Annotated in this window: 20 protein-coding genes and 1 CRISPR repeat array (1 of these 21 cut by a window edge); all 20 genes read right to left on the minus strand. The window is 70.9% G+C overall.

What is annotated here, in order from left to right; genetic code table 11:
• Positions 1-787: direct repeats of the CRISPR family, unit length 28 nt; unit sequence GTCGTCCCCGCACCCGCGGGGGTAGTTC (it extends 1,990 nt beyond the left edge of the window).
• 318 nt (positions 788-1,105) lie between these two features.
• Complete coding sequence (locus tag ACFYWQ_RS19115; RefSeq protein WP_389517983.1) at positions 1,106-2,224, minus strand: DnaB-like helicase N-terminal domain-containing protein; 1,119 nt, start codon at positions 2,222-2,224, stop codon at positions 1,106-1,108.
• Positions 2,224-3,546: a DNA cytosine methyltransferase gene (locus ACFYWQ_RS19120; protein ID WP_389517985.1), complete on the minus strand. Its 1,323-nt coding sequence runs from the start codon at positions 3,544-3,546 to the stop codon at positions 2,224-2,226. Before ACFYWQ_RS19120 ends, ACFYWQ_RS19115 begins: the two co-directional genes overlap by 1 nt.
• Positions 3,492-4,355: a hypothetical protein gene (locus tag ACFYWQ_RS19125; protein ID WP_389517987.1), complete on the minus strand. Its 864-nt coding sequence runs from the start codon at positions 4,353-4,355 to the stop codon at positions 3,492-3,494. Before ACFYWQ_RS19125 ends, ACFYWQ_RS19120 begins: the two co-directional genes overlap by 55 nt.
• A 121-nt stretch (positions 4,356-4,476) precedes the next feature.
• Positions 4,477-5,316, minus strand: coding sequence for a hypothetical protein (locus tag ACFYWQ_RS19130; RefSeq protein ID WP_389517989.1), 840 nt, complete (start codon positions 5,314-5,316; stop codon positions 4,477-4,479).
• Positions 5,317-5,321: 5 nt separating this feature from the next.
• Entirely contained in the window at positions 5,322-5,918 is a 597-nt protein-coding gene (locus ACFYWQ_RS19135; RefSeq protein WP_389517991.1) for a hypothetical protein, read from the minus strand.
• 24 nt (positions 5,919-5,942) lie between these two features.
• Positions 5,943-7,730, minus strand: a complete 1,788-nt coding sequence (locus tag ACFYWQ_RS19140) for a TraM recognition domain-containing protein (protein WP_389517993.1) — start codon at positions 7,728-7,730, stop codon at positions 5,943-5,945.
• 30 nt (positions 7,731-7,760) lie between these two features.
• On the minus strand, positions 7,761-8,540 hold the full coding sequence (locus ACFYWQ_RS19145; protein ID WP_389517995.1) for a DUF317 domain-containing protein: 780 nt from the start codon (positions 8,538-8,540) through the stop codon (positions 7,761-7,763).
• Positions 8,537-8,833, minus strand: coding sequence for a hypothetical protein (locus ACFYWQ_RS19150; protein WP_389517997.1), 297 nt, complete (start codon positions 8,831-8,833; stop codon positions 8,537-8,539). The genes ACFYWQ_RS19145 and ACFYWQ_RS19150 overlap by 4 nt, the downstream gene beginning before the upstream one ends.
• Positions 8,834-9,166: 333 nt before the next feature.
• Positions 9,167-9,991 carry a DUF317 domain-containing protein gene (locus tag ACFYWQ_RS19155; RefSeq protein ID WP_389517998.1) on the minus strand — a complete coding sequence of 275 codons (825 nt, stop codon included), beginning with the start codon at positions 9,989-9,991 and terminating at the stop codon, positions 9,167-9,169.
• Positions 9,982-10,338 (minus strand): hypothetical protein, encoded by a 357-nt coding sequence (locus tag ACFYWQ_RS19160; protein ID WP_389517999.1) that lies wholly within the window; start codon positions 10,336-10,338, stop codon positions 9,982-9,984. The genes ACFYWQ_RS19155 and ACFYWQ_RS19160 overlap by 10 nt, the downstream gene beginning before the upstream one ends.
• A gap of 28 nt (positions 10,339-10,366) precedes the next feature.
• Positions 10,367-11,173 (minus strand): DUF317 domain-containing protein, encoded by an 807-nt coding sequence (locus ACFYWQ_RS19165; RefSeq protein ID WP_389518000.1) that lies wholly within the window; start codon positions 11,171-11,173, stop codon positions 10,367-10,369.
• On the minus strand, positions 11,170-11,559 hold the full coding sequence (locus tag ACFYWQ_RS19170; RefSeq protein ID WP_389518001.1) for a hypothetical protein: 390 nt from the start codon (positions 11,557-11,559) through the stop codon (positions 11,170-11,172). Before ACFYWQ_RS19170 ends, ACFYWQ_RS19165 begins: the two co-directional genes overlap by 4 nt.
• Positions 11,560-12,153: 594 nt before the next feature.
• Complete coding sequence (locus ACFYWQ_RS19175; protein WP_389518002.1) at positions 12,154-12,915, minus strand: hypothetical protein; 762 nt, start codon at positions 12,913-12,915, stop codon at positions 12,154-12,156.
• Between the two features lie 145 nt (positions 12,916-13,060).
• Positions 13,061-13,471, minus strand: coding sequence for a hypothetical protein (locus ACFYWQ_RS19180; protein ID WP_389518003.1), 411 nt, complete (start codon positions 13,469-13,471; stop codon positions 13,061-13,063).
• A gap of 70 nt (positions 13,472-13,541) precedes the next feature.
• A complete protein-coding gene (locus tag ACFYWQ_RS19185; protein ID WP_389518004.1) occupies positions 13,542-13,982 on the minus strand; it encodes a hypothetical protein in 441 nt (146 codons plus the stop codon).
• Positions 13,983-14,081: 99 nt separating this feature from the next.
• Positions 14,082-14,579 carry a hypothetical protein gene (locus tag ACFYWQ_RS19190; RefSeq protein WP_389518005.1) on the minus strand — a complete coding sequence of 166 codons (498 nt, stop codon included), beginning with the start codon at positions 14,577-14,579 and terminating at the stop codon, positions 14,082-14,084.
• Between the two features lie 293 nt (positions 14,580-14,872).
• Positions 14,873-15,199, minus strand: coding sequence for a hypothetical protein (locus ACFYWQ_RS19195; protein WP_389518006.1), 327 nt, complete (start codon positions 15,197-15,199; stop codon positions 14,873-14,875).
• Positions 15,196-15,525 (minus strand): hypothetical protein, encoded by a 330-nt coding sequence (locus ACFYWQ_RS19200; protein WP_389518007.1) that lies wholly within the window; start codon positions 15,523-15,525, stop codon positions 15,196-15,198. Before ACFYWQ_RS19200 ends, ACFYWQ_RS19195 begins: the two co-directional genes overlap by 4 nt.
• Before the next feature lie 128 nt (positions 15,526-15,653).
• Entirely contained in the window at positions 15,654-17,234 is a 1,581-nt protein-coding gene (locus tag ACFYWQ_RS19205) for a VirB4 family type IV secretion system protein (protein ID WP_389518008.1), read from the minus strand.
• Between the two features lie 28 nt (positions 17,235-17,262).
• The gene (locus ACFYWQ_RS19210) at positions 17,263-17,712 is read right to left on the minus strand and encodes a DUF6238 family protein (RefSeq protein WP_389518009.1); all 450 of its coding nucleotides are present in this window, start codon (positions 17,710-17,712) and stop codon (positions 17,263-17,265) included.
• Positions 17,713-17,753: the final 41 nt, after the last annotated feature.

Below are 17,753 nucleotides of genomic sequence, written 5' to 3' on the forward strand. Positions count from 1 at the left end.
GCCAACGCCCGGCCGTGCGAGCAGCTGTCGTCCCCGCACCCGCGGGGGTAGTTCCTGGTACTGGACCCGCAGAGCCGGCAACCGGCTGTCGTCCCCGCACCCGCGGGGGTAGTTCCGACGACCACCTCGTCTTCAGCGTCGTCGCCAAGTCGTCCCCGCACCCGCGGGGGTAGTTCTGGGACGGGGAGGCCTGGGGGCTGCCCGTGCCGATCGTCCCCGCACCCGCGGGGGTAGTTCCATCGACGCTGTCGCGGCGGCACTGCGGAAGCTGTCGTCCCCGCACCCGCAGGGGTAGTTCCGTCACCAGGAGACCCTGGACGCCATCCAGAAGTCGTCCCCGCACCCGCGGGGGTAGTTCGACAACGTAGTGGCCGGGCGGTTCACTCAGTGAGTCGTCCCCGCACCCGCGGGGGTAGTTCCTCGTCGGCACCTGCGACCCGGCCACCCACACCGTCGTCCCCGCACCCGCGGGGGTAGTTCGAGCGCTACGAGGAAGACCTCGAACGCTACGGCGTCGTCCCCGCACCCGCGGGGGTAGTTCCCCTCGACAAACTGCCCCTGCCCGACCGCGACTGTCGTCCCCGCACCCGCGGGGGTAGTTCGAGCCAGCCCACCACGGTCACGGGGGTGGAATGGTCGTCCCCGCACTCGCGGGGGTAGTTGCAGGATCCCGGTGTCGGCCTCGGCCTGCGCGATGTCGTCCCCGCTCCCGCGAGGGTAATTCGCTCGGCCCTTGATCCAGCGTTATGTACTTGTGGTCGTCTCCCCGCACCCGCGGGGGTAGTTCGACCGAAGCGACCGATATTAAGGAAGACATCAAGTCGCCCCTAGACCTTCGGTGCTGTGTCCTGCGTCCAGTAGAGCTCCTCGTGGTCGATGCGGACCAGGACCAGGACGTTGTCGGCGACGACGGTCCAGTCGGCTGCCTCAAACCCAGGTGGGAAACGTAGGCCTGGGTGCCGGTCAGGACAACGGTCACGGCGCTGGGGTGAGTGGGGTGGGTGTCGAGGAGGACGTGGGCGTCAATAGGAGGAGTCACGTTCGGGTGTCGCCTCTTCTGTCGATGGCCGGGCCTTCGAGTCCGGCCACCGGCATCTGCAGGGGTTTATCGGATTGCTCGTGCAGCGCGTGCGGCGTGCGCGGCAGTGGTGGTCGGCGGGCCGGCTCGGGTGGTGGGCGCGGGGCGTGGTCGTGGCGTCGGGACGGTTCCGGTGGCGTGCTGCCAGCGGGTGCGTATGGCGCTGATGTCGGCGAGGGAGCGGCGGGCGCCGACGACGAGTTGGAACGGGGTGTTCGCCGGGTCGTCGGCGTACGCCTCGATGCGCCGACCGGTGTGGTCGGCGGTGGCCAGGAGGGAACGCTGCAGGGCGCGCTCGCTCCAGTGCTCCACGGAACCAGCCGGTTCGGCCAGCATGCGGAGCACCTTGCCCGGTTCGGTTCCGTCGTCGAGCAGGGCGCGCTGTTGGGCTTCCCACAGGACGGTGACGGGGTCGACGGGCTCGTGGCGGCGGGCGAGGGTGGTCAGGCACTGCCACAGGCCGGCGTGCAGCGGCAGGGTGAGGTCGTTGGGGAGCAGCCATCGGACGTGTTTGATGTCGGCGGGGTTGGCGGTGGCGGTCGCGAGCAGCAGTTGCTCCTCCTCGACGGCCTCCGTGTGGTCGGGCGCGACAGTTGGCGGCGGTGCCGGGGTGCGGGGTAGGACGCCGGCGCGCGGTGGGAATCGGGCGGCGATGTCGTCCACGACCGCGGCGAGCACGTCGGCTGCGGCGAGCACTGTCTGTACGGGGTGCGGGAAGGAGGCGTCGTGGACGGTCTGGACGAGGTGTTCGGCGGCTGTCTGCAGGCGGCGGCGGGCGTGTTCGGCCTCGACCATCCGTGCGTAGGAGGGTGCGTGGCTGGGCCAGGGGCAGGCCTGGATGAGGGTGTGCAGGTAGGAGGCGGTCAGTGCGCGCGCCTGCTCGCGCCCCGTGGCGAGCACTTGGTCGAGCCACTTGGTGTTCTTGGCGTGCTCGGCGGAGTCGGGTGGCGGGAGGGTGGTGATCGCGGAGTACAGGGCGGCGTGCGCGGCGGTGGAGAACGAGTTGGCGGCGATGCCGCTCACGTCGCTGAGGCGGTGCGGGTCGAGGAGGAGGGCCCCGAGGAGTGCCTGCTCGACGTGGAACACCGGCTGGGGCGGTGCGATGGTGTCGAGGTCGTCTTCGTCGGGTTCGGGGGTGTGGGGCATCAGGCGGCGAGGGTGAAGTCGTTGGGGTCGAGGGTGACGCCGAGGTGTGGGGCGAGGAGGTGGCCGGCGAGGAGCGGGGGTACGGCGTTGCCGATCTGGGAGAACTGCTGGCCCTTGTTGCCGGCCCAGGGGTAGTCGGCGGGGAAAGTCTGCAGGAGGCCGGCCTCGCGGGCGGTGATCCGGATCGGCTCGGGAACCGCTGGCGCGTCCATGTCCTTGGCCGGGGGCGAGGCCGGTTCGGCGACCCAGGTGCACTCGTTCGCGCGGTGCCCGAAGAACAGCGTGCCGGCCGGCTCGGACAGCGGACGGACGGTGGCGTTGGCCTGGTTGTTGCTGCGCAGGGACCAGGACCAGCGGTGGGCCTCGGCGGTGAACGTCGGCGTCGGAGCGTCGGCGGCCCGGTTCTCGCGTGTGCCGTGCCGGGCCGCCCGTCCTGCGCTTTCACGGCGGGACTGCAGGACCATTCCGTCCGGCCGGGGCATCCAGGTGCCGCGTTCCCGGGCGTCGGAGAGTGTCTTGCGGGAGCCCGACGGGAACGGTTCGGGTCCGCCGCCGGGCCCGCCGCCCGCGCAGACGGTGGGGACGGGCCGGTCGGTCGCGCCCCATCCCAGGGCCTCTGCCATGCTGACCCAGCGGGCGCGGCCCGGACCGAACAGCGATTCCGGCTCGGCGAGTCGGGAGTGCGTGGGGGTGGGAGGCTGCACCGTGCGTACCCGGGAGGCCAGGAGGATCGCCCGCCTCCTGGTCTGCGGAACGCCGAAGTCTGCGGCGTTGAGGATCCCGGACCAGACGGAGAAGCCCCATCCGCGGAGGATGGCCGCGTACTGCTTCCACAGGGACAGGACGTCCGGTACTTCCTCCATGGCGACCCAGTCGGGTTCTCCGACCGCGTTCAGGGCGTGGAGGTAGCGCATGGGCTCGGCTGCGAGCAGGGAGCGCTCGTCGCGGCAGGCGGCGAGGAGGCGTGCGCGGGTGTCGCGTCCGGCGGCCAGGTCCTCGACCGCCGCGTACACCAGCGGCTGGTCGAGCAGGCCGAGGCGTTTGCCGGCCATGCTCCACGCCTGGCACGGAGGGGATGCAATCAGCCCGCGTGTGCGGCCTATGAACGGCCAGGTCGGATACACCGCCACGTCGGCGCGGATGGTCAACTGACCAGCCGCAGCACGGGTCTTGCACGCCCACCGGTCCCATTCCAGCCCGACGTCGCGCACGCCGAGGGCATGCAGCGCCCTGCTCCAGCCGCCCGGCCCCGCGAAGAGGTCGAGTATCACGTGGCCAGCCCGAAGTCGTCCTGCGTCAGTGCATCGGCCTCGCCGCGGCATGCCCAGGGAGAGCAGCCGTCCTCTATGCCGTTCTCCAGTACGTCGGCCTCGTCCGCGCCGATTCGCAGGGAGGTCTGTTCGGCTGCGGTGACGTGGTCGATGGGCGCCTGGTCCAGCGGCACACGGGAGCGGTGGAGGAACGCCTGTCCCAGCAGTCGGTTGCCGCTGGCGTTCGCGCGGGCGTTGCCCTGGCGAATGGCGGCGTCGAATGCCACGACGTCCTGCCATTCCTCCGGGCTCGTGTCACGGATATGCCGCCATTGCGCGTTTCCGTGGAAGGGGCAGCCGAGGCAGGATGATTTCGGAGTGTTCGCGAAGCCGAGTGATGTCAGGTAGCGGAGGCAGTCGTTGCGGGACCATCCCATGTCGATGAGAGGGTGCCGGTTGCGCATGTAGCGGACGTCGGCGTCCTTGGCGCGGTGGAACTCGTCGGTGGATATGCCGACCCACTGCTCAACGAAGACGTCGTTCGGGATGCGCTGTGGATAGGGATGTCCGAGGAGTTCCCGGACCTTCTTCTTTATTGGCTTTATTTTGTATTCCCCGGTGCACTGACGCCTGGTCATGCCTTGCTTCGCGTCCTGGTTGAGGATGTAGAGCGGCATGGAGGCGAACCGGTGATCCGGATCGAGAGCATCGTTACGGATGTTGCCGGAAGACACCCGGAGGACGGGTATCCCGGCAGGCTCAGCGATTTCCTTTTCGAGCCGGTCGAGGTGGTCGTACACGGCTTTCGGTTCCCAGCCGGTGTCGGCGAATATCGCGTAGTCGGCCTTCGGGAGGATTCCCTCGGCGGAGAGCGCGAGCATGGCGCTGGACTGAACGCCGGCGCCGAGAGAGATACAGACGAGTGTGGGTGAGTAGGTGATCGAAGACTTCCTTGCGTGAATGCGGCTGAGGCGGCCGCGCGCTATTGAGTGTGTGGTGTCGTCAGCGGCGTGCGCGGGCGGTGGTGGCCGCAGCGGGGGAGTGGACGGGGCGGGCTGCGGGCGGGCAGACGGCCAGGGGGGAGGCGATGACCGTGCTGAGGACGGCGAGCCCGAGGGCGGGCAGGCGTACGCGGTTGCGTGGCGGCCCGCCGGTGAAGAAGGGGGGTGCGGACGCGGGCTCGCAGGTCACCAGGCCCTGGGATTGCAGGTGGCGCAGGACGTCGACGTCCACGGGCACGGTGCGGCCGTAGCCGGGCTGCTCGTACTGTCCGGTGACGATGACGTGGCCACGGGCGACTTCGAGCAGGGTGTCGCGCTGGGCCCTGTCCATGCCGGAGACGGTGGTGCGGCTGCGTGCCCGGTCGGGCAGCCGCTCGGCGAGGTGCGTGGCGCACTCCACGACGGCCGCCGGAGCGAGGGCGGTGAGTTCCCGGGCCAGCCGCACGTACTGGCCGAACCCGCTGCGGGGATCTGGGCGTACGTGCTGCGCATCGCCCGGGGGCAGGGCCTGCTGGGCGGAGGTGAGGTAGCGGGTGGCCCCGCTGGTCAGGTAGGCGATCTGTTTGAGTCGTACGACGGCGCTGGTCACCGGTTCGATGGCAGGCAGGCGCTGCTGCCTGATTGTCTTGACGCAGGCGAGGGAGTCGCGTTCCAGACGCCGGGCGGAGGACACATAGGTGTCCGGGACGGCAGCGGCACGGCCGGCGAACAGGAGGTCTATCCGGTCGTTGTGCTGGGTGTAGAGGCCGGCGAGCGCCAGCAGTCGCTCCACGGGCGTCAGCGGTACCGGCACGTCCACGTCGAACATAGGGGTGAGGTCGGGGTCAGGTGACGTGGTCATCGCGGTTAGCGGGTGCGGCGGGTGACTGCGACAGTGGGTGCCGACATGGACGTGGAGTTGGGGCGAGGCCGGGTTGCGGGGATGTCCTGCACGGTGGGGATGCCGAGGTCGACATGGACGCTCACGCCGTCGGCATGCAGGTGGGCCTCGGCGCTGACCACCGTGCTCAGGGTGGTGCGTTCGCTGAGGGCACTCGGCAGTTCGTAGTCCCCGTCCTGTTCGGTGGGGGTGAAGCCGTGGCGGACGAGGACGGCGTGTGCCGCGTGCGTGGCGGCGGTCGCGGTGACGGTGCCGTCGGTGAAACGGAAGGTCACATCGGGCGGGTTCTGGGCGCCGTCGTGGTGGCGGGTGGTCCAGGCCAGGTCGACGAGGTCGTGGGTGTGGGCCATCAGCCCGTACGCCGCGACGCCGGCGCGCTCGTGGGCGTCCTCGGCGGTGTCGGGCGGCAGGATGTAGAGGGTGCGGCCCTGGTGCTGGCGGGCGGTGAAGCCCGCGTCGGTCAGTATGCGGGTGGCCTGGGGGATCGGTCGGTTGAGGACGAGGAAGGTGTGTCCGTCGCCGGTCGCGCCGATGAAGACGTCGTGGTGGTCGGTGAGGGCCATGCTGCTTTCGGGGAGGTTGGCGGGTCAGGCGGCTGTGCCGTAGTCGCCCTGCCGGGGGGTGTGCTTGGCGACGGCGCGGGTGGTGATCGCCTTGGACGCGCGGGCGGAGGCGGCGGACAGGGCGTCGGCGCCGGGTTCGAGGTACCAGGGGCGCAGGTCGAGCATGGCGGCGCGCATGCCGGTGGCGAAGCACAGCGCGGTGCCCTTGGGCAGGGCACGGATCGCGTCGGCGGGCAGGATGCGTTCCTGCCGCATCGACACGGAGGTCGACTTGCCGGATTCGGAGACGGAGGTGGAGGTGGTCTCCACGTCGTGGTCGCCGATCAGCCGGGAGAGCTTGTCGGCGAAGTCCGGGTCGTCGATGCCGGAGCCGATGACCTTCACGGTCGAGGCGGACCACATCGCGTCCATGCCCGCGTCGCCCCAGACCTTCTGGCCCTGGCGGTAGGACTGCAAGATGGTGATCGGAATGATGCCGCGGCTGCCCAGGTGGGAGTACAGGTCCGGCAGGTCGCTGATCTTGCACACGTTCGCGGCCTCGTCGAGGATCGCGAGCATCGGCGGGTCCAGGCGCCCGCCGGCCCGCTCGGCCTGCGCGGTTGCCGCGCGCATCACCGAGTCCGCGCACGCGGCGATCAACGCACTCGCTCCACCTCCGCCGTCTTTCGACAGCAGGTACAGGGTGTCGGTGGAGGTGACGAACTCCGCCGGCCGGAACTCGGGGACGTCCTTTTGTGGGGTGACCCAGGCGGCGATATCGCTGTTCAGCAGAGCGGCGGCGTATTGGCGAGCGGTCTCGTAGATGCCGTCTCGGGTCTCAGGGGGGCCTTCCACGGTTCCCTTGAGCTGGGCGGCGACGGCGGTGAAGCCGTGGTCGCGCAGGATGTCCAAAGGGGTGCGGTCGGAGGGGAAGGCCAGCCACTGCATCACGTCAGTGATGGGCCGCTCATCCAGCGCGGCGGCGAGGAAGAGCTGGGACAGGATGTTGGATCCGGCCTTGGACCAGAAGTCGCCCTGCTGGCTGGCGTCCACGGAAGCGGCGAGGAAGTGCCCGGCCAAACGGCCGGCGCCGTCTAGGGTCGTGGCGTCGGCGAGCGGGTTCCACCACATCTCGCGGGCGGCGTGCGCGATCTGCTGCGGGTCCATCGACCAGACCCGTCCCACGCCGGCGCGGGCGTCGAGGGTGGCGGTGTAGGCGTCGCCGGCGGCTTTGTTGGAGGTGAGCAGGACGGGGCCGGGTGCGGCGAGGATGGACGGGATCGCGAGGCTGGTCGTCTTGCCGGACCGCGGCGCCATGATGGCGACGGCGACATCCTCGTATCCCATGCGGACTTCGTGCCGGGTGCCTTGGAGGTTGCCGAGGAGGACGCCGGTGTCGTTCGCGGCGATGTGCTTGGCCGTTTTCAGGCTTGGGCGCAGGGAGCGGGCTTTGGCAGTGATCGCTTTGGCCATCAGGGGCTCGATGTCCTTCGGCTTGGCCATCCCGGTGATCTTCTTCCGGCCTTCGCCGCTGTTCTTGTGGCGGGACCACACAACGCCAGCCACTGCGCCAAGCGTGCAGAGCAAGGTCAGGGGGACGATGCGTGCACCGATCAGCAGAGCTGTGGCGTTGGTGTCGGGCCAGAGCTGGTCGGGGTGGAGCAGGGCGGTGGCCGCCTGGTACGGCGCCCAGTCGTGGCCGGTGATCACGGCGGTGATGTTGCCGGACAGCCAGACGAGGTGGGACAGGGGGACGACGACGGCCAGGACGCCGAGGAGGAGGCGGAAGGCGACGTCGTATCCGTCGCTGTAGTTGTTGGAAGCGGGAGGCAAAGGGCTCAGCTCCGGGTGGCGGGCAGAGGATCAGCGGGTGCGCCGGGCAGGGCCGGGCGACCGGTGCGCAGTGCCCGTCCGCGGTGGCGCGGTGGTGTGGCGGACGGAGAGGGCGCGGACGCGGTCTTCCAGGGCGGTGGCGATCTGGGTGGCGGGTACTTCCCGGCGGCTGTGGGTGATGAGGTCTGGGTTGCGGGTCGGGATGTTCAGGGGGGTGCCGGTGCGCGGCACCGGACGGGGGTCGGCGAGCGCGGTGGTGAACGCGGCGATCAGGTGGGGCGGGGTGTGTTCGCCGAAGCGGGCCTGCCACACGGAGGAGTGGGTGTTGTCGAGGCTGGTGGTGACCGACCAGGTGCCGGCCGACTTGTGCAGTTCGGCGAGGGCCGCTCCGTCCGGTGAGGCGAGCCGGTTGTGGCTGTAGGCCGGGCGCCAGCCCGCGGCGCGGAGTGGCTCGAGCGGGTCCCAGGCGTCTGCCGGATGGGTGGCGGGATGGGTGAGGGCGTCGGTGAACCTGGCGATGATCTCGACCGGGGTGCGTGCGCCGAAGCTCGCGTACCAGGCGGGCCTGTCCGGTCCGGGAGTGTGCTGGAGGGTCCACCATTGGCCGTCCGGGTCGGGTTCCAACCGGAGGAGGGCCTTCTGGTCAGGGCTGGAGAGGATGACGCGCGGCATCAGAGGGTCGTGTCCGTGGCTCCAGCCGCAGGCGCGGTGCAGGGGAACGGTGATCCACGCGGGGTCGCCACCGCCGGCCAGGTGCCGCGGCGCGACGAAGTCCACCTCGACCGTCTCGGGGCCGTGAACCACGCTCACCTCCGCACCTTCGAGAACCGTGACGTGGCGCGCGCGGCGGTTGTGGTCGGCGGCGGCGCCAGCGGGGAGGGCGCGCGCCGGGCCGCGGTGTGGATCTCGGCGAGGGCGTGGCCGTGGGCGGCCCAGTCGTCGAGGTGGCTCCAGCATTCGGCGTGGTGCTCGGCGAGGGCGTCGTCGTACGCAGGGGTTCCCGGCTTGGCGTGGGCGGGGAGGCTGTCGCGGGTGGCCTGCCATTGATCGTGCAGGGCATCGAGTTGGTCGAGAGCGGCGTGCAGGACGCCGAGCTGGTACACCCAGCGGCCCTGCACCGATTCGGCAGGCAGAAGGACCAGTTGGGTTTCGGCCGTCGCTAGGAGGTCGCGGGCGCTGCCGCGGAGGGTCTCGAAAGCCTCGGCGGTCTCGGCGTCGCGTCGGCTCTGGCGAAGCCCATAGGTGTGGTCGTCGTAGGGCCAGCCGTCGAGGTCGGTGTGCTCGTCGGAGTAGGCGTCCCAGGCGTCGAGGACGTTTTTGCTGTCGCGCAGGTATCGGTCCAGATGGCGGAGGGCCTTGCGATGGCTGGTGGGAAGACGGGAAATGGCGGGGTCCTAGCGGTGTCAGCAGGTGAGGAGAGGAACGGAGTGGCCTGGTTATCGCTGCAGGGGGGCCGACGTGCTCGGGGGTGCTGGTGGCTTGGTGGTGCTCAGCCGTTGGAGGCGGCGGGCGGCGGGTGCCTGTGTGCTGATGGTCTTGAGCCGGGTGGTGTGGGCGTCGACGACTTGCTGGGGAGTGAGCGGGCTCGGTTCCTGGACGGCGTTGTAGTGCGCCGTTCGGTCGTGCATGCCGCGCTGGAGCGGGTCGGTGTCGGTCAGCGCGGTGACAAAGGCGTGCACCAGGTGAGTGGGCGTGTTGTCGTGGAAGCTGGCGTGCCAGAGGATGCGGCCGGGGTTTCCGTCGAGGTCGGTCTCGCGGGTTTCTACGGACCAGTACGGCGCGTCCCGCGAATCTCGCTGGCGCTGCTCGATGAAGCACATACCGTCCACGGAATGCGCCGTGCCCGTGTCGGGGCGGATCCAGCCCGCTGCGTCGACTGTCCTCCACGGGTCCGGCTGTATGGCCGGTGGCGGGGCGGTGAGGGCGTCGGTCACGCTGGCGAGGATCTCGGCGGGGACGAGTTCGCCGAACGCGGCGTACCAGTACGGCTTGTCGCCGAAGGGTTCGCTCGACAGCTGCCACCACGTGGACAGGTACCCGGGCCCCGGAGTGAAGTGGAGGTGGTGGCGGTTGCCGGGGCTGGTGAGCACCATCTGCGGGTTGAGGGGGTCGGAGGTGCGGGTCCATCCGGCGGCGGAGAGGCCGTGGGTGACGTGCCGGGCGTCGCCGGGGCCTGCCAGGTGGCGGGGACTGGTGTCGAAGGGGATCTGCCAGGCGTGCTTGTCGGCGAACTCGGCAAGTTGCCGTTCGCTCACCGGCATCGGCAGCGCTCCGGCGTGTCCGAGGAGCCGTTCATGAGGAAGGAACGCAGTTCATCCAGGGCGTAGTGGAGGGTGTGCTGGTCGGTCTGCTCCCACGCGGCGGTGCGCAGCTCCGCAACGAGCAGGTGCAGGGCGGGGGTGCGGGGCGTGTCCGGGTGGGCGGCGATGGCGCGGGCGAGAGCGCGCAGGGTGTCGCCGAGCTGGACGGGGACGCCGGTGTACTCGTCCAGCAGCGGCTCGACCAGGGCGAGCGCCTCGCCGGGGTCGGGGACCTCACGCAGAAATTCGGTGAGCCGGGACAGCGTCTCGGTGACGTGGTGGATGTCGTTGACGGTCAGATCGGACACAAGGCTCCTCGGAGGCGGTGCGGGCGAGTCAGCGGCGGGCGCGGCTGCGGGCGTGCGGGGTGATGCGAGCCTGGCGGGCCATGGTGCGGGGCCGGGTGGCCGGCCGGTTGCGGGCCCAGGCGGCTGCGCGGGCGGCCGTGATCCGAACCTGCTGCCAGGCACCGAGCTGCGACGGCAGGACGGAGACGGACGTGGTCCGGATCTGCGCGCTGTGCGGGACGCGTCCACGCGGACGCATCACCGGTTCAGGGCTGGCGAGCGCAGCCCCGAAAGCATGCACGAGGTGCAACGGGGTGGTGGGGGCGAGCTGGGCGGTCCAGCCGTTGCCCTGCCGATCTCCGGCGCCGGCCCACCAAACGGCGGCGCCGTCGGGGTCCTGCCGGAAGTGCAGGCACGCCGCTCCGTCAGGACTTGTCGCGGTGTAGTGCCTGCCCTCGGGGCCGGTCTGCCAGTGCTGCTCGGCCAGCGGCGCCCATACGTTGGGGGCGTGCGCGGAGCGCGGCTGGGTGAGGGCGTCGGTCAGGCCGGCGACGATCTCCACCGGTGTCTGGGGGCCCAAGGTCGCCCACCACTCGGCCTGATGTCCCTCTGCCGCCCCGCGGATGCTCCAGCCGCCCGGCATGCCAAAGGGGTCGTAGGAGAGGCGGACAGTGCGGTCCGGGCTCTCCAACACCAGAGGTCCGCGCTTCGTGGACTTCTCCCGCCAGCCGGAGGCGCGCAGGAACTCCGTCACGTGGCGGATGTCCCCGCCGCCGGCCAGCGCGCGGGGTTCGATGAGGTAGTGCTGCTGTGGTTGCTCGCCCGCTCCCCAGCCCTGCCACTGGTTCCGTTTCACCGGCGCCGCCGGACGACGAGCGGAGCTGCGGCCGGGGGCTGCGCCACTGTGGTGGCCGACCGCGTGCTGAGAGAAGTGAGGGTGTCGGCATGCTCATCGATGTCCAGGCCGATGTCGTACAGTTCGTTCGCCGCGCGGCCGAGGGCCAGCCAGACCTCCGCGGGAAGGATGCCGCGTTCGGCCTGGTCCCTGGCGAAGTGGGAGCCTGTGATCACCAGGTGGGTGAAGCGGCCGAGGGCGCCGTGCTCCGGGTCGAGGACCCGCGCGATGACGGGGATGGCTTGATCGGCGGGGAGCTGGGCGAGGTGTTCGGTGAGCTGCCCCAGCTGGCGGGTGATGTCGTCGGCCAGCCGTGTCAGGCTCGGGATCGGGGTGGGGTTGGGCATGTTCCTCCGGAACACGGTGTCTGGATCAGCGGTGGTGGCCCGTTTCCCTGGCCTCGTCGAGGGCCGCTTCTGAGCTTGCACCGGCTGGTGACGAAGCGCGGTCGGGAGCGTGGACGATGCAGGAACGCAGGTAGTGGCGGAATACGGCGGTGGCCAGACGAGGGGTGAGGTGCCGGCTGATCGGTGGAGGCGTGCGGGGCTCTACAGGGGTCTCCGGTCGTGTTGTGCTGGGCGAGGGTGGGCGCCGACAGGCTGCTGGCGCCCACCCGCTGAGGTTCATGGGGACGCGCTTGGTGGTGGGGGGCTACCGGGGTGATCGGAAGCTGGGCCGGACATGGCGCCGCGGGGCGGGGGAGTCTGCCGGTGGGCGAGACGGGCTGCCTGGTTGCGGGCGTTGAGGATCTGGTCAATGGCGTGGGAAAGGGGGGAGACGGTGGAGCGTGCCGCGGTGACCGGGGGCGTCGAGAACCCGCTTCTCTGAAAGATGCCCGTGGCCTGCGCGGCGCCGCCGGGGGGCAATGACGAGTCCGGTTCGACTGTCCTTGGTGATGATGGTGATGCGCTCCAGCGCCCAGAAGTCGGGCTCGTCCTGTGTCATCGAGCCCTGGCCGTCGATGTGCGGGGTGCAGCCGGGGCTGGCGGTGTGGAGGGCTGCGTGGCGGTGGGCGCGATGCGACCCGAGGGGTGCTGCAGCGCGATGGTGATGCCGTGGGCGTTCAGTTGCCGGCCGGTGCGGTAGACGGCGCGGGCCTGCACAGTGGTGTCGTCGCCGCTGAGGCGGTGGATGCCGCTCTGCGCGTCTTCGACGAAGCCGTTGGCGGCGAGCACCTTGGCGGCGGCTTCCCCGACGGGGGCGGCTGTGAGGCTGCCGTCGCTCTGCCAGGTGAGCACCACCTGGTCCGGGCGGGATGGGTGGGTGTCGGGCGTGGCGTTGTGGCGGGTCTGGGCGAGGGCAGTGTCGTAACGGGCGAGCAGGTCGCCGGCGACCTGCTCGGCCCCCAGGAACGGGTCGTCCGCCAGGGCGATCCCGTTGGGCTCATGCACACCGCGGTACGCCTCATCGGGCAGACCGTGAGGGGCGACAGCGGCGACGAGGAAACCGTCACGGCCGTCGTGCCGGTTCAGGAGGGCGAGCTGGGCGCCGTCGGGCCGGGTCAGGACTGCGGCCTGCCGGAGCGGGTGTTCGGCCAGCGAGGCGGCGACGAGGTCCAAGTCCCAGATCCGGTCCGTCAGGTCGGCGAGGTCGTCCTTGTCCTCGGCCGGGTGGCAGGTGCTGCTCCAGGCGCCGGGGAGTTCGCCGGCGAGGACGTCGGCGTAGGAGGCGAGGCGCTCGAAGTTTTCGGAGTCGCGGGGCAAAGGGAACGTTTCTCCTGGGGTGTGCGGCGGATGGAGTTCCTGGCGGTGCGCGGTGGCGGAGCGGTCACGAGTGGGGGCGGCTGGCTGGTCAGGCCTGCGGCGGTGGCGTCGAGGTCCTGCTGGATGTCATGGAGGTGGCGGGCGATCAGTCCCAGGCCGTGCGCGGCGTACGCACGGTCCCGGGCTGGCGGACGACGCGGTGAGTGGTGTGCCCGACCAGGCCGCGCACGGTGGCCAACGGGCCGGACTGCTCGTCGGCGAGCTGGGTGAGAACCGCAGCGAGCTGGTCTGACGCAGTCGGTGTGAAGTCGGTGGTGTGCTGGCGTGTGGGTTGGGTGGTGAGGGGTGTGAGGCGCACTTCCTGCTTGATGCGGCGTGCTTCGTTGGCGAGCTGGTGCAGGAGGTCGGGGCCTGTGCTACCAGTTGCCGTCGAGCCGGGGCAGGTGGGCGATGACGTCGAGGCACGCCCGGGCTGGGCCTGGACGGCGATCCACCGGCAGCCGGGGTCATTACCGGGGATCTGCATGTCGGCGGTGCGGGTGAAGGCGGACGCCACGGCAGGTCTGCGGTGTTCTCGGTGGCCCGGATGTGTGCGCGCTTCAGGGCGAGGCAACAGTCGGGACGGTTCACCGGCCGTCCCGGACGTCGGCGACGTGAATGAGCTGGCCGAGGGCTGTGGTGGTGTACCAGCCGCAGTCGATCAGTGCGTCCTTGTGCTTGGCGTACTTCGGTAGGAGCAGGTCCTCCATGGCGCGCAGGTAGATCAGGCAGTCGGGGCAGCGGCGCGTGAGGTGGACGAGGTAGCGGGGGTGGGCGGTGATGTACGTCTGCGTGCCGCCGGCCGCGTTGCGCAGCCGCCATCCGTCCTCGTCGGTCGGGGTGTGCCAGGACGGCGCGACGACCCGCACCGCATCACCCCACAACTCCCCACTGGCTACGCCCTTGAGGACGACGACGTCGTCGCCAGCCTGAAAGTGGGCGTGGGTGATGTCGCGGGCCGGGGTGAGCGGGGCGGAGGTCGGCGCGAACGCCGGGGTGGACGGCGACGTCCGGGACGGTGGGAGCATGTGGGTCCTCCACACGATGCAGGTGGCGGCGGGAGGAACAATGGTCCGCAGGATCGCCGGTTTGGCTCACCGGCGATCCGCGGCTATGTTCCGCTGGGATCAGCGGAACGGGTTCTCCGTGCCGCGGTCGGCCTCGGTCGCGGCATCAAGGAGTTCGAGCAGGTCAGAGCCGTCCGCGTCGCGCTGATCGATCCACCACCCAGCCCGCGTGACCATGCGCGCCTTCTCCTCCAGTGTCGCCCAATCCGCCTCGTCCCAGGTGTCCTCGACGACGAGCGCGGTGTGCGCGGCTGTCATCAACTGGTGTCGAGAGCGCTCACCCCAGTCCAAAGCCCGATCGGGACCTTCCAGCGGCGGCATGTCGAACTTGGCCGCCCACTCCTTGGCGGCCTGCTGCTCCTCGGCGCGCTTCGCGACGAGCCACTGCTCCTTGGCGGCGGTGTCGCTCTCGCGGGCGGCCTTCCAGCAGTCGGTGCAGTCTCTGCTCGCGAGCCAGCGGGCGAACCCCGCCCGGCGATCAGCGGGCCGGTCAGACAGGTCATGCATGGCTGCGTGACCACACTGGTGCTGGACAGTCCATGCGGTACGGACAGCCATGGATGGATCTCCTTGAAAACGGTGAATGACGGGGAGAGTGGACGACGTCCGGTTGCGGTGCGCTACGGGCGGCGCACGGCGGTTGGGGTGCGCTACGGGCGGCGCACGGCGGTTGGGGTGCGAGGCGGTGGTATCGGGCGTGTGGCGTTCACGGCGGGGCCGGGGCCGGATCCGAGGAGGTGCCGGGACGTGGTGCTGAGGTCCTCCACCGCGTCGGTCACCTCCTGGGCGAGTAAAACGAGCTGACGGCCGAGCGTGGCCTCGGGGATCGGCTTCTCCTGGTGGGTCCCGTTTCAGTGGCATCGCCGCCCGGGCGGCGCCTGCATGGTCATGGCCGGGGGCCGCGCCGTCGCGATGCCAGGGCGGGGTGACTCGTGGCGCAGGCCGGGACCGAGGAGCACGGGGTAACGGGCGGCGGCCAGCATTTCGGCTGCCCAGGTGGCGCGTTCGTTCTCCCAGTCGCGTCCCAGGTCGAAGGGGAGCCGGACCCAGTGGCCTCCGAGTGCCGGTTGGATGAGGAAGCCGGCGCGGCGCAGGAGGCCGACGACGAAGGCGTCGTAAGGGCCGGTGACTTCCACCTCGCCGCCCTGCTCACGGGTGATGCGGATCGGTTCGGTCACCGCGGCCGTCCGGCGGTGAGGTGGACCGTGGGGGCGTAGGCGGGCCGTGGAGGGAGCGGTCGCGCGGACGGCAGTGAGGTGGCGGGCGCGCGTTGCTGCGGTGAGCGGCGGGCAGCGGCCTGCGCGGGACGGCTGCGGTGCCCCGCACTCACCAGGCGCGGGCCGGTAGGGGCGACGGTGGCGAGAGTGTAGTCGGCGTGGACCGCGTATCCGATGTGTCGCAGGTCGTGGACGGCTTGCCGGGCCCGGCGTGGCCCGTCGCGCTCGGGGTCGGTGAGCCGGAACAGGCCCGGGGCGTCTGGCACGGGCTCGAACTGCTCCCGCATGAGCAGCCAGTGTGCCAAGTGTGGAGACACGGCGGAGTACACGGCAGCGGCGACGAGACCATGCTGCGGATGGGTGCCGAAGGCGAATTGAGGACCAGTAGGCAAAGGGGCGAAGCCTCTCGGTGGGGTCAGCGGTGGCTTGTCTGCTGCGTCCGGGGAACCATGGACGGTCGGGCCTGCGGGATGGTGATCTGTGGGCCGGACGAGTGCATGCGGGCGTCGGTGTCGAACAGCGCCAGCTCACGGGGGTGGAGGAGGTGCTGGACTACGAAGGACCGGCCGGCGACCTTCCACAGGCCGCGTCCGCGGTTGAGGTGGGCGATGGCATCGGTCTCGATGGAGGTGAGGCCCAGCAGGGAGGCCGCGGCGTGGAGCTGGTCGGTTTCCTGCCGGTAGATGATCCGCGTGGAGCAGTCCGCCAGGAGACCTTCAGCCAGAGCGCGGCCCTGTGAGCCGACGTCGCCTGCGGTGAGCAGGTCGGAAAGCCGGTGGATGACCATGAGGTTGGCGATGCCCAGGCCGCGGGAGAGTTTCCACTGGGCCTGCATGCGCTGGAGCAGGCCGGGGTGACGCATCAGGCGCCATGCCTCGTCGTAGACGATCCAGCGCCGGCCGCCGCCGGGGTCGGTGAGGGCGGATTCCATCCAGGCGGAGGCGCAGGTCATCGCGAGGACGAGGGCAGTGTCGTCGCCGGAGCCGCCGAGCCGGGACAGGTCGATGGTGAGCATCGGCGAGGTGGGATCGAAGGCGACGGTGGAGGGGGCGTCGAACATGCCGGCCAGGTCGCCGTGGACGAGGCGGCGTACGGCGTGGGCGAGGTCGCGGGCGGCCTCGCCGAGCCGCCCGGACATCATCCCGGCGGCCTTGTCCAGCGCGCCGGGGTCGTTCAGGGCGGCGGCGACGTCGCCGAGGAGGGGGGTGCGGCCGCTGCCGGTGGCGCGCGTGACGGCGAGGTCGAGTGCGACGTCCAGGGCGGTGTGCTCCATCGGCTGCAGGTCCCGGCCGAGCACGGTGCGGGCCAGCGATCCGAGGAGCAGGAGCCGCCGCTTGCGGATCTCGCCGCTCCAGTCGGCTTCGGTGACGGAGGCGGGCCGCGGGGCCGCGTCCAGCGGGTTCAGCCGGCCGGGGAGGCCAGGTCCGAGGGCGACGGAGGTGCCGCCCAGGACGTTGGCGACGGGGGTCCATTCGCCTTTGGGGTCGCAGGGGACGTAGACGCGGTAGCCGAAGGCGACTGAGCGCAGCGCGAAGCTCTTGGCGAGCGCGCTCTTGCCCTGGCCGATGACGCCGGCGAGCAGCACGTTGGGGTTGGTGAAGCCTTCGACCTTGCCGTACAGGGCGAACGGGTCGAAGACAAAGCTCGCTTCGGCGTGGACGTCGCGGCCTATGTAGATGCCTTCGGCGCCGAGTCCGCCTTCGGCCAGGAACGGATACGCTCCCGCGGCGACCGCGGTGGTCATCCGGTGCGCGGGCAGCTTCAGCCGGTTCCCGCGGGCCGAGGCAGGCCCGGGGCGTCCGCCGACCGGGTAGAGCGGCGCGGGCATGGCGTGTTCCGCCGGCGCGGCGCCTGCAGTGTGGATGGTTGCTTCGGCGCGGGCTTTGGCAGCGGCTTCGGCCAGCTGGCGGCGGGCGGCCTTGCGACTGGCCCGGTCGGTGCTGTGGGGGGTGAACAGGGGGCTGGCGGAGGCGCGGCGGTCGGGCCGGTGGCTCATCAGATGGCCCTCGTTTCGGCGGGTGTGCTCACCGCGCGCAGGTGGTGGTGTGCGGGCGGCTGAGGTCGGTGGGGGTGGTCTTGCGGCGGATGGTGTGGCTGGCGGCGAGGTGGCGTTGGCAGATGGTGAGGACTGGCGGTCCCTCGGGCAGCCGGTCGGGACGGCACGCGGTGGAGTCGCCGTATGCCGTCGGCAGGAGGTGGAACGCCGCGTGGATGGCTGTCGTGGCTTGCCATAGCCGCCTGTGGGCTTCGGCCAGGTGCCGGCCTGCTCCCGGATGCGGGGGTCGGGCGGTTTCGGCGAGCTGGTCGAGGAGGCGGTGCAGCTCGGTTAGGTGAGCGTGGAGGACGTCGGCATGGGTGCGGTCCATAGCCTCCGGCCGTCGTGAGCGGCTCAGGGCGCGGGTGTGGTGGCGGACGCCGGCGGTGGCGGCCCTCAGATAGGGGTGCGCGTCGCCGGTAGGAGGGGGAGAGGGCAAAGGGGGTGGGGTCCTTCCTGCCAGCGGGCCGGTGTGGTGGC

Origin of the sequence: Streptomyces sp. NPDC003247, assembly GCF_042888135.1 — a bacterium.
Lineage (GTDB): Bacteria > Actinomycetota > Actinomycetes > Streptomycetales > Streptomycetaceae > Streptomyces.

What these genes read in the sequence shown, in the direction of transcription:
- ACFYWQ_RS19190 (WP_389518005.1), bottom strand. Translation starts at nt 14,579, where the DNA reads ATGGCTGTCCGTACCGCATGGACTGTCCAGCACCAGTGTGGTCACGCA.
- ACFYWQ_RS19115 (WP_389517983.1), bottom strand. Translation starts at nt 2,224, where the DNA reads ATGCCCCACACCCCCGAACCCGACGAAGACGACCTCGACACCATCGCA.
- ACFYWQ_RS19170 (WP_389518001.1), bottom strand. Translation starts at nt 11,559, where the DNA reads ATGCCCAACCCCACCCCGATCCCGAGCCTGACACGGCTGGCCGACGAC.
- ACFYWQ_RS19155 (WP_389517998.1), bottom strand. Translation starts at nt 9,991, where the DNA reads ATGCCGGTGAGCGAACGGCAACTTGCCGAGTTCGCCGACAAGCACGCC.
- ACFYWQ_RS19200 (WP_389518007.1), bottom strand. Translation starts at nt 15,525, where the DNA reads ATGCGGGAGCAGTTCGAGCCCGTGCCAGACGCCCCGGGCCTGTTCCGG.
- ACFYWQ_RS19125 (WP_389517987.1), bottom strand. Translation starts at nt 4,355, where the DNA reads ATGCTCGCGCTCTCCGCCGAGGGAATCCTCCCGAAGGCCGACTACGCG.
- ACFYWQ_RS19205 (WP_389518008.1), bottom strand. Translation starts at nt 17,234, where the DNA reads ATGAGCCACCGGCCCGACCGCCGCGCCTCCGCCAGCCCCCTGTTCACC.
- ACFYWQ_RS19135 (WP_389517991.1), bottom strand. Translation starts at nt 5,918, where the DNA reads ATGGCCCTCACCGACCACCACGACGTCTTCATCGGCGCGACCGGCGAC.
- ACFYWQ_RS19185 (WP_389518004.1), bottom strand. Translation starts at nt 13,982, where the DNA reads ATGCTCCCACCGTCCCGGACGTCGCCGTCCACCCCGGCGTTCGCGCCG.
- ACFYWQ_RS19130 (WP_389517989.1), bottom strand. Translation starts at nt 5,316, where the DNA reads ATGACCACGTCACCTGACCCCGACCTCACCCCTATGTTCGACGTGGAC.
- ACFYWQ_RS19120 (WP_389517985.1), bottom strand. Translation starts at nt 3,546, where the DNA reads ATGCCGCGGCGAGGCCGATGCACTGACGCAGGACGACTTCGGGCTGGC.